Origin of the sequence: Yersinia hibernica (assembly GCF_004124235.1) — a bacterium.
GTDB lineage: Bacteria > Pseudomonadota > Gammaproteobacteria > Enterobacterales > Enterobacteriaceae > Yersinia > Yersinia hibernica.
The window spans coordinates 2,470,345-2,485,866 of the sequence record NZ_CP032487.1; the positions used below are offsets into that span (position 1 = coordinate 2,470,345).

The window sequence follows — 15,522 nt, forward strand, 5'->3', positions numbered from 1 at the left end:
ACTTATTAAGAAATAAAAAACACTTATGAAAAGTACACTTTAATAGATTCAATGAGTAATTATTGAATTGTAAAATTTTTATGGCGCAGGTTTATCTATTAATAAGATACTTATCATTTAATGCGCCGGGAAGTTTAACTACAACAGTCGTCGAATCTATGATAGCTTGAAAACTCGTACTTTCCCCTGGAGTAAGAACAATTATATCCCCTTCATTCCACACCTTTCCACACATCAATATCTTTCCACTTATAACACAGGTTATCTCGGTAGCAATTTTATGATAGTGCTCTTCTTCGCTGGCCCCTTTTAAGTAGTGCTTCACAGCGACTTCACACTCATCAGTGTGAAAGGCATTTGGTGAAAATGCACCAATAAACCATCCGCCGATCATATCATTAATTTTATAGCTTTCCATTTATACTCCTAAACTCATTTTATTTCTATCTGGCGGATTGTTTTTAGTGGATGATATTGTTCAGGGTCTATTTTAATCACTCCAACACGTAACCCTTTCAATATTAATTCATTGAATGATGGGCAAATATAGAAGCGTCCATCGACCTTAGCATCTTTACGGATCATGTTTTTTACTGCATCAGTGAAATCTGATGTTTTTCTAAACCAATACGTACCAGCAGTTGCATTTCTACTGATTGGTTTTTTCTCAGATGCTTCAGTAACTAGACCTTCGTCATTTAGCATTACATAAGAATATCTAGGATGTATTGAATCAAATATAATAGTTCCTGCATCATAATTATTGTTATTCATTTCGTCGATAAAGTTTTTGATGTCTACATCAACCAGTTGGTTTCCACTGACAATAAGTAGAGACTCTGATTGTGGTAAGCTAACTGTACCCAGTAATGCAGTACATGCAGCACCGGCGGTATTATCGGGAACAGGAAATACACTGAATTTTTTATCCGATATCAGCTTAACAATATCATCTAGATGATATCTTTTTATATATTTATCTTGGAATAAATAAACAACCTCACCATCATTGAATGAAAGCTGGTCTGTAACTCTCTGAATTAATGGTACTCCATTTACCTCAGAAAGACATAAAGGATAATTTTTATCATCGGGATCGATATAATTATCCCCAGCAGCGAGAATTAATATATTCAAAACTGACCTCCTTTATCCAAACCATCAATAAATGCCTTAATACTTCTATAGTTTACATCAGTAACATCATTCACAACTAGAACATGAGCACCTGAAGCTTTGGCTGCTTTGATACCATTTTCGTTATCTTCAACAATGACACATTCATCAGGCCTAAAACCTAATTTATCTATAGCTTTATTATAAATTTCTGGATTAGGTTTACCTTGTTTCACATCTTGGTTAGAAAGAACGATGTCAAGATAGCCGATCAGTGAGGCTTTTTCCATCATAGTAACCACGCTATTTCTAACAGAATTTGATGCAACACCTAATTTATACCCTTCCTGCTTTAATTTTGAGAGAGCGTATTCATGGATGAATAATGGTTTGCATTTTGTATGAACGATTTCCATCGTGTATTGTTGTTTCATCTCATTAATGAATGAGTGCAACTGTACCGGTAATGAATATTCAGCACTTAATATATTAAGCTTGTCTTTAGTCGGTAAACCATCAAATTTTGTTAGATGATCATATCGTTCAATATTAAAACCAAATAAGTTTAATGCTTGATTTAAAGCCTCATAATGCCATTCCTTTGCTTCGATTAACACTCCATCCATATCAAAAATAACGGCCTTAATCATATATCCTCCTTGAACATTTCGGCAGCATCTATGGGAAAGTCGGTACACAAGATAATTCGATCATCTTTTGATATTCCGGAATCTCGCATTAAGCTCCACAACATTTTATAGTCATCACGTTTGTGCAACTCTGGAGATACTATACAAACTTGCTTATTATCATTAAGTAAACTAGATATTAAATTCATGTCATACCATGTACTATGAAATGCATCTAACCAAATACCTTCACATTCTTCGTAAAATGTTGCGTCTTGCTCATATTCGCTCATTCGACTGAAAACAGAAATATTACCATTTTTAATATAAGTAAGTTGATCAGGTATTGACATGTCAAATACAAAGGAATCGGAAATTTTTTCTTCTTCAAGAAGTTGGCTTAGTTGGTCTACAAGTCCATCTGATTTTATATTCAATGCTAACGGTAGATTACGTCCTTTTAGTAATTTAAATAATTCTTTTAATGTTAACTCTCCACCGCAAGGCATATCATGGGATATAACCAATTTTTTATTCAAATCTCTAATATCTGTTTCTATACCAAAGCCGAGATCGAAAGAACGTTCAAAGGCAATAAGAGAGTTTTTTTCATCACTATTATTCCAATAACCTCTGTGGCTTATAATTTTCATCTTATAGACCTTTTGTCGCCTTGAGTGATACTGGTAGTTTTAGAAATAATTCTAAATCCGCAGGTGTCCCAAGTCCATACATCCCATTAGCCTCTGAACCAATATTGTAAATTCCAATAGAAGCACCCTTTTTAATTAAATAATTGTATGCAGGGGCAACATAAAACTCACCATTCACTCGGTCATTTGCCTCGATCATTTCTTCAGCTGAAGTTACAAAATCAGCACCATGGCGGAAATTATAAATCCCAACCGTTGCTTCACTAGAAATAACTACTTTTTCAATAACTCGATTAATCCGGCCAGAATCATCGAATCCGACAAAAGACCATTTAGGATCATTAGCAGTCATTGTCATAATCCCCCCCTGATGATTTACATCAGATATAGCTGAAATATAGGTATTAATATCACAGTCTATATATTGGTCACTATTGGCAATCATTAAAGGATCTGTACTATTTATATATTCTTTTGCCAATAAAACAGTACATGCAGCGCCTTCTGTCAAACTATCTGTTTCAATAACAACCGAGTTTTCTGCCCACTCCATCAATTTATTAGCCACATCATATTTTTGGACATGAGATTTTTGGACAATAAATATGAATCGATGTTGACATTGTGGTGTAAGGTTATTAATGACAACTTTCACCATAGGAATATTATGAACACTAATTAAGGGTTTAGGATTTTCAAATCCTGCATCTACAAAGCGACTACCAGCACCAGCCATAGGTATAACAATATTCAACATTTTTATTCACCTTCTAAATTAAAAATTTGATAATGAATCATTAACAATAGCTATATATTTTACAAGAAATCATTTACAGGCTTAGAAAGAAATATATGTTATCATTTTATTTTAGTTACCTCTGTACTTATCTTTCAATACAAATTAATGCTACTTAAAATAATTGATTACTCTACGGAGAAAGTTTGATTTTAAATTTTTAAATTCAGTCTGACAACGAGTCAACTTCTCATTCACCTCTGATAACTCTATATTTAACCTATCATTCTCCTTTCTTATATCATTTAGTTTATTTGTTAACTCAATAATATATACTTCAGGAAACTCTTGTCGGTTAGATGGGAAGTGCCAGTAATGTTTACCGTCATAGTATTTAAGCCCCCGTAAATTTAACTCATTTTCCATTAATTCATATTCTTTCCCTTTTCTACAAAAAAATATATTAAACTCATTTGAGGCTGGGTCATTAGGTTTTATTTTGTATGCGTAAAAATTATTTTTATCTAAAAATAATAATGCTGAAAGTAGATCATCGTCAGTTCCAGAATATAAAGATAAATGCTTAACAGACGGGACCTCTAGCATTCCACCATCAATCCGATCTATATATTTTCCTCCCGTTTTCAATGCAATCAAATCCATCCCTTGTATATCAATTTTAATAAATCGAATACGGTTAAATGAAAGTCGATCTAAAAACGATGAAAGTGTCATTGTTTCTACATTGATCTTATTGGAGTGAATTAGATCTATTCTATTAGACCAATACTCATCTGTATTAAGATGTTCAGTGGAGAAGTCTAAAAGGCTTGAAGTTCCAAATTCTGATTCAGTTGATATATTAAAATTACTCTTTCCATTCTTTTCAGAAATTGCAATCTCATGAATGATATGATTTGAAATTTTCTCTTTTTCGGTTTCTTCCTTTAAAAATATAGCTAATTGCGGATATGGCTCCACTGCATGAACTGTGATCTCAGGGTTTCTTTTAGCAACTTCTAATGAGAAACCTCCCATATTAGCGCCTAGATCAATAATAATATCATTCACACATTCTCTCCTATTTTTTAATTAGCTGAGCGATAAAGTTAGTTATATTTTTATGCCCTAGACTTTCATTCTTAAGGTCGTAATTATCGGGAATATTTATCACGTTATTAATTATAGTTGTATTCTTTGACAACTCATCATTGAGATCAATGATAAAAGAGGATTCGACAAGCTCATTGAGTGGTTTTATATTTGAAACGATAGCAGGTGTATTACAGGCAAGAGACTCCAAGACCGGTAATCCCAACCCCTCATTAAGAGAAGGAAATAGTAATGCTCGTGCTCTCTGGTATAATTCAATCTGTTTATGTGTTGTTACTGATGACCACCACTCTATTTTTTCTATAGCGATATCCTCAAAAAAACTAAGCAGCATATCAAAAGAACACCGAACACTACCGAAAATAATTATTCTCTCGATATCAGAATTGTTTATTAATTTGGGAATAAAAATGACACCTTTTCTTTCGTCAAATGGTGCCGCTAATACAACAGTTTTTTCTTCATTACTTCTAGTTTTGTTAATTATTGTTTGTTCAAAACCAGCCGGAATAAAAGGCGGAATAGATAGTATCTTATTTTCATTAGTAACAAAATACGATATTTGTTTTTTACTCTCATCAGAGATTGAGAGTATTAAGTCATAATACTCAAAGCCTATTTTATGCTGCCATGCAAATTCTCGCAAACCCTGATTATCAATATTATGTAGTGCATATATATTTGGAATAGCATCTAGTCCAATACAAGCAGTGACACAAGAAAAAGAGTGCTTGTTAATATGAATCCATGGCGCAGCTACAATAACTAGAGAGTATTCATCAGGAATTTTTTCACCTAGATATGAACAAGCATAAGTAACCTTAAGATTATTGCTGATATTTATATAGCTATGCGTTCGAATTTTTCTTATTATCTCATGACGAGATTCCCCAACAAGATTATTTTCATAAAAACCATTATTTATAACGAAGTCTCTACTAAATACAACTCTAAAATACGTATCTATTCCAGAAATTTTTCTGTGTATTATATAATCCACATCTAAATAGTCTTTTATTGCATTGGTAAGAGACAAAACATAACGCCTGACACCATGATGACTATTGATTATACTATCATCAAGAATTAATAGTATTTTTGATTTTTTCATATAACTTGGTTCCTGCCAATTTGACTCTTACCGAATGGGGTAAACTAGCCCATATCAGAAATAGTATTTTTATAAAATTTATTTTTAATTTATAACGCAATGATTGATGGTTTTTTTTAATTTTAGATGCAGTTTTAAATGTGGATGTATAACCTAGTGGTGTATCGATGCTTACCGCCGAGGAGAAACCATTAAATCTAGCGATAATACCATTCTCTGAAAGATAAAATGCTAGTTCAACATCTTCAGCTTCATTATGAAGCAATAAATCGTTAAAGATAGGCTGTACAGCGATATGTTTCTTTACAACAATCAGGCCACCATTAATAAACGATCCAGATAGAATCTGATCATATGTATCTATATGAATTGGTGTTTGCCATCTTTTCTCTCTTGTTGGGAAAGCAATATATGCAGGAAACTCACTCCCATCGTGATAATATTGTTTTATTGTTAAAAAATCAAAATCGTACCCAAATTTTTCAAACCCATCAAAATAGTCTTGATTTACAATGTAACGATCATGAAATATTGCAATATTAGCATATTTAGCAGTCGATATTATTTTATTCTTTTTCTCTGCTATTCTAGGTAAATCATCATTAATATCTGTAGCAACATAGTATATGTCTAAAAGAGATATTTTATCGCTAATTATCTCAGGTCCAGCGATAATAAACTCGATGGGTAATCGATTAGTATTAGCTTCACATATACTTAATATAAGATTAACTACAGTATCATTCTTTTTTCCATTAGAAAGAATTCCAATGGACCAACTTTTTTCACTATATAGATGGTTTTTCTCTTTTATCACATCAAATATACTAATAGTGAAACCATCATCCAATTTAATTTGTTTTAATAATTTTATTGAGATATTTTTTTTCCTAAATAGCTGTGATTTTAGTTCAAAAAGAGTACCACTGCTACTATCCTTACTTCGTATAATTAATTGACCGTGAATTTTTAGTGTTCTAATAGACTCATCTAAAATAATTTTCCAAGAGTCAAAATATTCAAATATACTACGCGAATATATAAACACTCTCCCATATCTATTATGATGAATCGGATCTGCTCTCATATTAGTTGCGAGATTGAGAATTAACTGGTTGCTATTAATTGGTGAAAGTGACTCACCTATCCATGCAGTCTCACCCGTATTTTTTTCATCAAGATATTCTTTAATGACGTCAAAAGTTATTGATTTATTTACTGCCATGAAATAGTTCCATATCTAAATTAAGATGGTTGTTTTGATAGAGTTATATCAGGTTATTCATATGGTTTTTCAAAAAAAATTACTTTACACTATTTTTATCTCTGGGTTGATATTAGCTATACCAGCCCATTTGTGTAAATTTGGGTTTTCAATTACCTGAAATACCATTACTCTTTCTGTTAATGCAATTACCTGTTCGAATAGTCCATCACCATAACCTCCAGCCTCTACACCTATTCCTAATGTATATTCTCCAGGTGCGAGTATATTATCAAAACTTAATATAACTTTTGAGTAGTTTTTATTTTCTACATCTGTGTGTTGGCAATGAGTATTTGTCTCATATATAACTTGCCCTAGCCTATCCTGAATGCGAAACCCAATATGTGGTTTGTTATATTGTTCAAGCCCTGTTAATTCGAATTCGAAAATGTACTTATTACCACTCTCTAGACAATTAACCGGTTTTCTATTGTTATTAAGAATAAGATAGCTTTTAACAAACTTATCAATTTTTATAAATCTGTCACTAATTTCTTTCTCTTCTTGTATGATAGCTTTATTAACATTGAGATATCCAAAATATCTTTCAACGGCCTCAATTGTTTTCCCAATATATTGGCAACGCCCATTTGCCAATAAAATAGCCCGATCACACACAGTATGTAAAGTTGAGAAATCATGAGTCACAAAAAGGATACTAGTACCTGCATTCTTGAATTCTTCAATTCGCGCAATACACTTCTGTTGGAAATATATATCACCTACAGACATAGCTTCATCAACAATTAATAAATCAGGGCGAACAGCTGTTGCTACGCTAAAAGCTAATCTAACTTGCATTCCACTAGAATAAACACGTACAGGTTGATCGATGTAATCCCCTATTTCAGCAAACTCTTCTATCCTAGGCATCAGCCTTGATATGTCATTAACATTCATCCCTAATAACTGCCCAGCCATAAATACATTTTGACGACCTGTGAATTCTGGATGAAACCCCATTCCTAGCTCAAGTAAGGCAGCAACTCGGCCATTTACTTCAATGCTGCCAGTAGTCGGTTGTGTCGTCCCCGTAACCATTTTCAGTAAAGTGCTTTTTCCTGCACCATTAACACCTATTATGCCTACTGATTCTCCAGCCCTAACTGAAAAGTTAATATCTTGTAAAACCCAGTTTGTTTTATGTCTATTTCTGGAGAAAGGGATAAACCATTCAGCTAACCGTCCCCATTGGCTATTATATTGCTTATACGCCTTACCTAGACCTGTAACTTTGATACGTTCAATCATAACTCATCTACCATTTCACCTGAATATTTTCTGAAAAACCTAATACTTATTAAGCAGAGGATTGATCCAATAATAAGTCCCGGTAATAATCCTTGCCATGACGGAACCATCTTATTTACTAAAATAGTTTGACATGCAGTTATTATTCCATAAAGCGGGTTAAGTGATATGATTCTCTGAATACGTTCCGGCAATGTATGGATAGAGTAGACTATTGGTGTAAACCAGAACCAAAATTGTAAAAAGATCCCAAAAAAATGACCTACATCACGAAAGAACACATTCATTATGCCAAGAAGAACTCCAAGACCAATAGCAAAAATGATTAAGACTAGTAAAACAGGAATAATACAAAAATAAACCATCCCAGGAAATTCATTGCTCACTATCAGAAAGATAGTAAATAATGAAAATACGATTGCAAAATTAACTAACGCATTAGAAATAATAATTACTGGTAGGCACATTCTTGGAAAATTTATTTTCTTTATGACATTAGCTTGCTCAATAAATATCCCCTGGCCTCTAGAAACTATCTCAGAAAAAAGCCCCCAGGTGAGAATACCAGCACATAGATAGATACTGTAGGAAAATGTATCATTTACACCGGGTAAGCGCGCCTTCATTAATTGTGAGAATATGACGGTGTAAACTACTATCATAGCTAGTGGGTTTAATATATTCCATATAGCCCCTAGCGCTGAGTTTCTATATTTAGCTTGGAATTCTCTTTTTACATTTCCTATAATGAATCCACGATAACTCCATAATGTTTTACTTAACATCACAACCATAAGATATAGTCTCACTTTTCTTTTCGGCTTAAGTCATTCAAGAAAAAACGTTATTGCATATTGATATGCGTATTCCGCAATACATGAGTAAAAACTCGTTCGAAATAAATCTGAATCCACGATTAAATTTATATTATTACCATCTGGTATACTCTGTATTTTCATTATCTCTGCCAATTCATTGTAAAATTTAATCAATCGCTGTTTACCAGCCCTACTTGATATTTATATTATCAGCCTAAATAATTATTTATAAATCATAGATATAGCTAAGGAGCTCTTTTGTTTTACTATTCATTAAGGCTTGGTCTCCTTTCGACTCAACGTTCAAACGAACAACGGGTTCTGTATTTGATGTTCTGAGATTAAACCGCCAGTCACTGTATTCAATACTGATACCATCAGTTAAATCAACATTAACTGCGTCAGGTTCATAAATAGCACGAATCTTAGCAATGCAAGTCTTAGCATTTTTTAACTTACGGTTAATTTCACCAGAAGCCGGGAATGCCCGCATACGGGCACCAACCAATTGACTTAATGACATATTCTTGACACATAATAACTCAGCCACCAGCAGCCACGGGATCATGCCACTATCACAATAGGCAAACTCGCGGAAATAGTGATGAGCACTCATTTCACCGCCATATACTGCATCTTCTTTACGCATTCTTTCTTTAATAAAAGCATGCCCTGTTTTAGACATCACAGGAATACCACCTGCTTTAGAAATGATGTCAATTGTGTTCCAAGTTAACCGTGGGTCATGAATGATTTTAGCGCCTTTCTCTTTTTGCAAGAAAGCTTCACCTAAAAGACCGACAATATAATATCCTTCGATAAACTGGGCATTCTCATCAAATAGGAAGCAACGATCAAAATCTCCATCAAATGCAATTCCCATATCTGCACCAGACTCAGTGACAGATCTTGCGGTATCTGCACGACATTCAGGCAGTAACGGATTAGGAATACCATTGGGGAAATTACCATCAGGCTGATGGTGAACTTTTATAAACTCGACAGGAATATGTGCAGCAGTAAAACGTTTTTCTATTTCGTCTATAACATGACCGGCAGCACCATTGCCAGAATTAATAACCAGTTTTAGTGGTCGGGTGAAGTTTTTGAAATCAATATAGCCCATTAAATGGTCAACGTACTCTTTGAGCACTGAAATCTTTTTGTAGCGGCCTCTATTATTCTTATCAACTACTTTAAAATCATTCTGCTCAGCAAGTCTTTGGATATCACGTAGGCCAGTATCACCACTAATAGGCTTAGCATCTTCACGTACCAGTTTCATACCATTATAATCCATTGGATTATGGCTGGCTGTCACTTCAATCCCACCATCGACACCTAAGTGGAAAGTTGCGAAATAAACTTCCTCTGTCCCACTTAAGCCAATATCTAAAACATCACTACCAGCATCCATCAGCCCTTCGGCCAGCGCCATTTTTAATGCTTCACTGGTTAAACGGACATCACCGCCGATAACAATAGTTTTGGGCTTCAAATATTCACCAAAAGCTCGGCCAATACGGTAAGCGATATCCTCATTCAATTCTGTACCTAATTGACCACGGATATCATACGCTTTAAAGCACGTTAAGGTATTCATTGTTTCCTCTAAATCAGCAGCGGCCATAATGGTCTTTAATTCTGATAATATCGTCATCACCCAGATAAGAACCTGACTGAACTTCTATAAGCTCAAGTGGTATTTTCCCGGGATTTTCTAACATATGAAGTGAACCAATAGGAATAAAAGTAGACTGATTTTCAGTGATTAAGAATGTTTTTTCCCCAATCGTGACTTTGGCTGTTCCGGATAACACAATCCAATGCTCTGCCCGGTGATGATGCATTTGCATAGAAAACGAACCGCCCGGTTTAACCGTAATACGGTTGACGTTAAAACGTTGTTCATTTACAACAATATCACACCGGCCCCACGGGCGATAAGTTTCCCGATGGCGACGATATTCACTTCGTTTCGTTAGTTTAAGATGCTCAACAATCTTTTTAACATCTTGCACCTTAGATTTATCAACAACCAACACAGCATCTTTGGTACTAACAATAACTAAATTATCCACCCCAACTGCCGCGACTAATTTTTCATCGGTGTTGATATAACAATTCTGGGTGTCATGTAAGAACGTATCCCCGGTAATAGCATTACCTGATTTATCTTTGTTACTCACATCCCACAGTGCAGACCATGAACCAACATCGCTCCACCCCGCATCCAGCGGTACAACTACCGCGTTACTGGTTTGCTCCATCACCGCATAATCGATAGATTCATCCGGGCAAGCACTGAATTTATCTTTATCGATAGTAATAAAGTCTTTGTCGGAGTCAGAGTCTTTCATTGCGGCTTTACATGCGTCAAGAATATCTGGCCTGAACTTTTCTAACTCTTGAATATATCGTTTGGCGCGGAACATAAACATGCCACTATTCCAATAATACTCACCTGAACGAATATATTGTTCTGCTGTTTCTAGGCTAGGTTTCTCAACAAAGCGCCCAACTTTAAAAGCTTCTGAAATATCATTAACGATCGCGTCGCCACGTTGTATATAACCATAGCCTGTTTCCGGGCCAGTAGGCACAATCCCGAATGTAACTAGGCTGTCTTTTTTCGCAAATGGAATAGCACTGGTGATTGCCTGATGGAAAGCATCGCGATTATTAATGATATGGTCGGCAGCTAACACCAACATAACTGGATCATCGCCTTGGGATACGGCGTTTAAGGCAGCCAATGCAATGGCTGGCGCGGTGTTACGACCTACGGGTTCTAATATTATATTGTGTGACAACTTATTGATCTGCCGCAACTGTTCGGCAACTAAGAACCGGTGCTCTTCATTACAAATAACCACCGGTTCTCTAACAGAAATTCCCTCTAAACGATTTACAGTCTCCTGCAGCATCGAATTTACCCCATGTAACCGCAAGAACTGCTTAGGGTAAAGCTCTCTTGACATCGGCCACAGACGACTACCTGTTCCGCCAGCCATAATCACCGGAAGTAACATCATATATCCTTAAACATTATAAAGTTGCGGACTAAAAGTGCCACACTAAAAATGAGAACAATAATCATTTCTATTGAAATAATAACCAGCATAATTAATAGATTTAACAACGCTACCGCCCTTGGCTTTACAGCTACCAATAGCTATTTGGTCATATTTCCAGCATTTGTGTGTGTTGCTAAATTATAGACGCATGATTCTGCTGAGCAAATTATACCCATATAATGATTTCTACTGATTATGCATTATATAACATTAATTTTAACTAGGAAATGTCTGTTAGTTTTCGTGACCTATCTCTAGGGCCTTTTTTTACATTATAGAATAGTTTCAATAATTTACATTTTTTCTTTCTTTTTTTTCCCCATATTCTTTATGATGAATATCATCTATTTCTTATATTTAAATTTGAAAATTTGATGCTATAGGCTCATTATTCGCTTCAGTGGCATTGGCCGTAGAAATAAAAGGTGAAGTTAGCTATATGGAATGGATCGCGGATCCTACTATTTGGGCCGGGCTAGCAACGCTGGTGGTGCTCGAAATTGTGTTAGGTATCGACAACCTAATATTTATTGCCATTTTGGCCGAAAAACTACCCCGTCATTTACGAGATAAAGCCAGAGTAACAGGGTTGCTCTGCGCATTACTCATGCGTTTGCTGCTATTGGCGTGTATTTCATGGTTAGCAACATTAACTGCGCCATTCGTCACACTTTCTGGGCATCCGTTCAGTGCGCGCGACTTAATTATGTTGGTCGGGGGGATATTCCTGCTATTCAAAGCCACAATGGAGCTCAATGAGCGGCTTGAGGGCAAGGATCATCAACAAAATCAGCAACGTAAAGGGGCCCGTTTCTGGCCCGTCGTAGCACAAATTGTGGTGCTAGATGCTATTTTCTCCCTCGATTCCGTGATTACTGCCGTTGGTATGGTAGACCACCTCGCGGTAATGATGGCGGCAGTCTGTATTGCCATTGGGTTGATGTTATTGGCCAGTAAGCCATTGACTCGCTTTGTAAATGCACATCCGACTATCGTCATTTTATGCTTAAGTTTCTTGCTGATGATAGGCTTTAGCTTAGTGGCTGAGGGCTTTGGCTACCATATTCCGAAAGGCTACTTGTATGCTGCAATTGGTTTCTCCGTAATTATTGAGTCGCTGAATCAGTTTGCACAATTCAACCGCCGCCGCTTTCTGTCGACTGTCCGCCCATTACGCGAAAGGACTGCAGAAGCCGTGCTGCGAATGCTCAGTGGCAAACATGAAGAGGCTGAGTTAGATAACCATACCGCTAATCTGATTGCTGATAACACCAGCACCGGTCAAGAGGTGTTCAATGAGCAGGAACGCCGCATGATAGAACGGGTGTTGGGGCTAGCACAGCGGACAGTCAGCAGCATCATGACCTCACGCCATGATGTTGAATATCTTGATTTAAATGATCCGCCTGAAAAACTAACTCAGTTGCTGACCAAAAATCTGCATACCCGAATTGTGGTCACGGAAGATAGCTCAACAGATGAACCGCTGGGTGTGATTCATGTGATTGATTTGTTGAAGCAGCAATTAGCCAATGAAAAACTCGACTTGCGGGCGCTGATTCGCCAGCCTTTAATTTTCCCCGAACAAGTTTCTTTGCTAATGGCCCTTGAGCAATTCCGTCAGGCACAAACGCACTTTGCCTTTGTGGTCGATGAGTTTGGCTCTATCGAAGGGGTGGTGACCCTGACGGATGTCATGGAGACTATCGCGGGTAATCTGCCCGTCGCAGGTGAAGAATTAGATGCCCGTCATGATATTCAGCAAACCGATGATGGCTGCTGGATAGCCAACGGCTATATGCCGTTGGAGGATTTGGTGCTTTATCTACCACTGCCAATAGATGATAAACGTGAATACCATACATTGGCTGGATTATTGATGGAGTACACCCAGCGAATACCTAAAGTGGGTGAGCAACTGAAAATTGGCGACTATCTCTTTGAGCCCATTGAAGTTAGCAGCCACCGTATCTTAAAAGTGAAGATAACCCCGCTGAAGGCCCCTGACCCTGATTATGAAGTGTGACCGGCGACAGAATAAAATGCTGAGCCGCAGCAATTTATTGAGAAAATAGTGAAGGATAAAGCCGGGCAGCTTCTTGTCGCCCGGCTTTTTTATTGCACTTTGCCACCGCTACAAATGCACCGGAACCAGAATTTCTGTCGCCACAATCACCACCACCAGCCCAACCAAGACCGGAACTGAGGTGCGTTTCACCACTTCAAAAGGTGAGATTTTCGCCATCCCCGCGACAGCCACCACCACCCCTGAAACCGGGGATAGTGTGCGGCCTAGATTGGAAGCTTGCAGCATTGGAATAACCAGATAAGCCGGATTAATCCCCATTTGCGCGGCAAGTTTTGGAATCAATTCAACAAAGGCATAAAACGGCGCATTACCAGAGCCGGTCGTCATCGCCGCCAACATGGTGATGGTGACCAATACCAGCATCATGATGATGCCGCCAGTACCGAAAGATTGTGCTAACCCAATCAGCCCGCTGATAAAGCCAACAGTGCTTAATCCCTGGGCAAATATCCCAGCGGCCACTAACAGCATCACCACCGTGGCGAATGCATCCGCCATCCCCCGATAAGCGACCTCCAAGCCAGCGAAAACAGTTTTAGCATTAAAACAGCGCAGGAACTCAATCACCGCGGCAATCAACATGCAGATGACCAATACTGAGATGATATGCAGTTCTGGGCCCCATTTGCCATCAAATATCAGCACACCAATGATGGGGGTGAAGGGTAAAATGGCATAAAAACCAGGAGCATGGGTTGTAATATCATTGACATCCATCATCTCATGCTTTTCCTGGCTTTTATTGTCCAGATAACGTTGCCAAAAAAAGTGGGCGATAGCCATACAGACAATCGCGGCAATGGAGATAGGTAATGTGGTTTTAAACGCAAAATCGACCAGCGGCATTTCAGAAGCTTTCGCCGCCAGCACCACATCGCCGGACGTGGGGGCCAAAATAATAGCCGCCGGCGACGCGCAAATGGCAGCAGCTGCGCCGCGGCTGATGCCAACATTGACCATCACCGGGAACAGTGTTGCCATCAGTAATACCCCTAGGCCGGTGGCGGATGACACAGCCAAAGACATTAAGCAGGCTACAATATAGGCCGCCACCATCAATAAATACGGTGAATTGATCATTTGTAGTGGTTTGGATGCTAGCTTCACCACCACATCATTGGCACCAATGTGCGTCATATAGGCGGCAAATCCGCATAACATCATGATCATCATGCCGAGGTCGCCACCACGGCTCATCAGCAAAATTTTGACATACTCGACAATATCTGTCGCCCGCCAACCGGTTGGCGTTGCACTGGCGGGTAATATGTTTTTCCCCATCAAGGCGCTGATAATTAATAACAATAAACCGCCGACCATCAGTACGCCGGTGGCTGAGTAGCCTTTAATAATGTACCGGCCGACACCGATGGCAACCACAATCCCAATCAAAAGATCTAACATACACCCTCTCTCACCGAATACTCGCCTGTGGCTAAATACCCCTCGCTTTCGACACCACAACGCGGCTCGTGGTGTGCAAATTACATGGGTATAAATCATTATTGTTGTTAAAACGCAGAAATCGCTCTGCACTCTGCCCAAAGTCTGGCGGTGAGTTTATGACATCTATCAATGATTCACAGAGATTTTAGAAACAAATATTAGTTTGTGAGTAAGAGAGAGGATTTTATATTTAGAAAAGCGAGATTGGCGATCAAT

At 37.6% G+C, this 15,522-nt stretch carries 14 protein-coding genes; 1 reads left to right on the forward strand and 13 read right to left on the reverse strand.

Annotated elements, in window-relative coordinates:
* Positions 1-91 precede the first annotated feature (91 nt).
* From D5F51_RS11705 to D5F51_RS11760, 12 genes are all read right to left on the reverse strand, one after another.
* Positions 92-418 (reverse strand): hypothetical protein, encoded by a 327-nt coding sequence (locus D5F51_RS11705; RefSeq protein WP_129196888.1) that lies wholly within the window; start codon positions 416-418, stop codon positions 92-94.
* 14 nt (positions 419-432) lie between these two features.
* Positions 433-1,137: a glycosyltransferase family 2 protein gene (locus D5F51_RS11710; protein WP_129196890.1), complete on the reverse strand. Its 705-nt coding sequence runs from the start codon at positions 1,135-1,137 to the stop codon at positions 433-435.
* On the reverse strand, positions 1,134-1,766 hold the full coding sequence (locus D5F51_RS11715; protein WP_129196892.1) for an HAD family hydrolase: 633 nt from the start codon (positions 1,764-1,766) through the stop codon (positions 1,134-1,136). Before D5F51_RS11715 ends, D5F51_RS11710 begins: the two co-directional genes overlap by 4 nt.
* Entirely contained in the window at positions 1,763-2,398 is a 636-nt protein-coding gene (locus D5F51_RS11720) for a PI-PLC domain-containing protein (protein WP_129196894.1), read from the reverse strand. Before D5F51_RS11720 ends, D5F51_RS11715 begins: the two co-directional genes overlap by 4 nt.
* A gap of 1 nt (position 2,399) precedes the next feature.
* Positions 2,400-3,155 (reverse strand): glycosyltransferase family 2 protein, encoded by a 756-nt coding sequence (locus D5F51_RS11725; protein ID WP_129196897.1) that lies wholly within the window; start codon positions 3,153-3,155, stop codon positions 2,400-2,402.
* A gap of 150 nt (positions 3,156-3,305) precedes the next feature.
* Positions 3,306-4,205 (reverse strand): FkbM family methyltransferase, encoded by a 900-nt coding sequence (locus tag D5F51_RS11730; protein WP_129196899.1) that lies wholly within the window; start codon positions 4,203-4,205, stop codon positions 3,306-3,308.
* 10 nt (positions 4,206-4,215) lie between these two features.
* Positions 4,216-5,358: a glycosyltransferase family 4 protein gene (locus D5F51_RS11735; RefSeq protein ID WP_129196902.1), complete on the reverse strand. Its 1,143-nt coding sequence runs from the start codon at positions 5,356-5,358 to the stop codon at positions 4,216-4,218.
* The gene (locus tag D5F51_RS11740) at positions 5,327-6,583 is read right to left on the reverse strand and encodes a hypothetical protein (RefSeq protein WP_129196904.1); all 1,257 of its coding nucleotides are present in this window, start codon (positions 6,581-6,583) and stop codon (positions 5,327-5,329) included. Before D5F51_RS11740 ends, D5F51_RS11735 begins: the two co-directional genes overlap by 32 nt.
* Positions 6,584-6,667: 84 nt before the next feature.
* The gene (locus tag D5F51_RS22880; RefSeq protein ID WP_129196907.1) at positions 6,668-7,876 is read right to left on the reverse strand and encodes an ABC transporter ATP-binding protein; all 1,209 of its coding nucleotides are present in this window, start codon (positions 7,874-7,876) and stop codon (positions 6,668-6,670) included.
* Positions 7,873-8,670 carry an ABC transporter permease gene (locus tag D5F51_RS11750; RefSeq protein ID WP_129196910.1) on the reverse strand — a complete coding sequence of 266 codons (798 nt, stop codon included), beginning with the start codon at positions 8,668-8,670 and terminating at the stop codon, positions 7,873-7,875. The genes D5F51_RS22880 and D5F51_RS11750 overlap by 4 nt, the downstream gene beginning before the upstream one ends.
* 250 nt (positions 8,671-8,920) lie before the next feature.
* Entirely contained in the window at positions 8,921-10,297 is a 1,377-nt protein-coding gene (gene cpsG / locus D5F51_RS11755) for a phosphomannomutase CpsG (RefSeq protein ID WP_129199331.1), read from the reverse strand.
* A 13-nt stretch (positions 10,298-10,310) separates the two neighbouring features.
* On the reverse strand, positions 10,311-11,726 hold the full coding sequence (locus D5F51_RS11760; RefSeq protein ID WP_025377782.1) for a mannose-1-phosphate guanylyltransferase/mannose-6-phosphate isomerase: 1,416 nt from the start codon (positions 11,724-11,726) through the stop codon (positions 10,311-10,313).
* 484 nt (positions 11,727-12,210) lie between these two features.
* Between D5F51_RS11760 and D5F51_RS11765 the strand changes: the two genes are divergently transcribed.
* Complete coding sequence (locus D5F51_RS11765) at positions 12,211-13,797, forward strand: TerC family protein (protein WP_129196913.1); 1,587 nt, start codon at positions 12,211-12,213, stop codon at positions 13,795-13,797.
* Between the two features lie 108 nt (positions 13,798-13,905).
* Here D5F51_RS11765 and dcuC read toward each other — a convergent pair whose 3' ends face one another.
* Positions 13,906-15,264, reverse strand: a complete 1,359-nt coding sequence (dcuC, locus tag D5F51_RS11770) for an anaerobic C4-dicarboxylate transporter DcuC (RefSeq protein WP_087769140.1) — start codon at positions 15,262-15,264, stop codon at positions 13,906-13,908.
* Positions 15,265-15,522: the final 258 nt, after the last annotated feature.

What these genes read in the sequence shown, in the direction of transcription:
- D5F51_RS11705 (WP_129196888.1), bottom strand. Translation starts at nt 418, where the DNA reads ATGGAAAGCTATAAAATTAATGATATGATCGGCGGATGGTTTATTGGT.
- D5F51_RS11715 (WP_129196892.1), bottom strand. Translation starts at nt 1,766, where the DNA reads ATGATTAAGGCCGTTATTTTTGATATGGATGGAGTGTTAATCGAAGCA.
- D5F51_RS11720 (WP_129196894.1), bottom strand. Translation starts at nt 2,398, where the DNA reads ATGAAAATTATAAGCCACAGAGGTTATTGGAATAATAGTGATGAAAAA.
- D5F51_RS11725 (WP_129196897.1), bottom strand. Translation starts at nt 3,155, where the DNA reads ATGTTGAATATTGTTATACCTATGGCTGGTGCTGGTAGTCGCTTTGTA.
- D5F51_RS11735 (WP_129196902.1), bottom strand. Translation starts at nt 5,358, where the DNA reads ATGAAAAAATCAAAAATACTATTAATTCTTGATGATAGTATAATCAAT.
- D5F51_RS11740 (WP_129196904.1), bottom strand. Translation starts at nt 6,583, where the DNA reads ATGGCAGTAAATAAATCAATAACTTTTGACGTCATTAAAGAATATCTT.
- D5F51_RS22880 (WP_129196907.1), bottom strand. Translation starts at nt 7,876, where the DNA reads ATGATTGAACGTATCAAAGTTACAGGTCTAGGTAAGGCGTATAAGCAA.
- D5F51_RS11750 (WP_129196910.1), bottom strand. Translation starts at nt 8,670, where the DNA reads ATGGTTGTGATGTTAAGTAAAACATTATGGAGTTATCGTGGATTCATT.
- cpsG (WP_129199331.1), bottom strand. Translation starts at nt 10,297, where the DNA reads ATGAATACCTTAACGTGCTTTAAAGCGTATGATATCCGTGGTCAATTA.
- D5F51_RS11760 (WP_025377782.1), bottom strand. Translation starts at nt 11,726, where the DNA reads ATGTTACTTCCGGTGATTATGGCTGGCGGAACAGGTAGTCGTCTGTGG.
- D5F51_RS11765 (WP_129196913.1), top strand. Translation starts at nt 12,211, where the DNA reads ATGGAATGGATCGCGGATCCTACTATTTGGGCCGGGCTAGCAACGCTG.
- dcuC (WP_087769140.1), bottom strand. Translation starts at nt 15,264, where the DNA reads ATGTTAGATCTTTTGATTGGGATTGTGGTTGCCATCGGTGTCGGCCGG.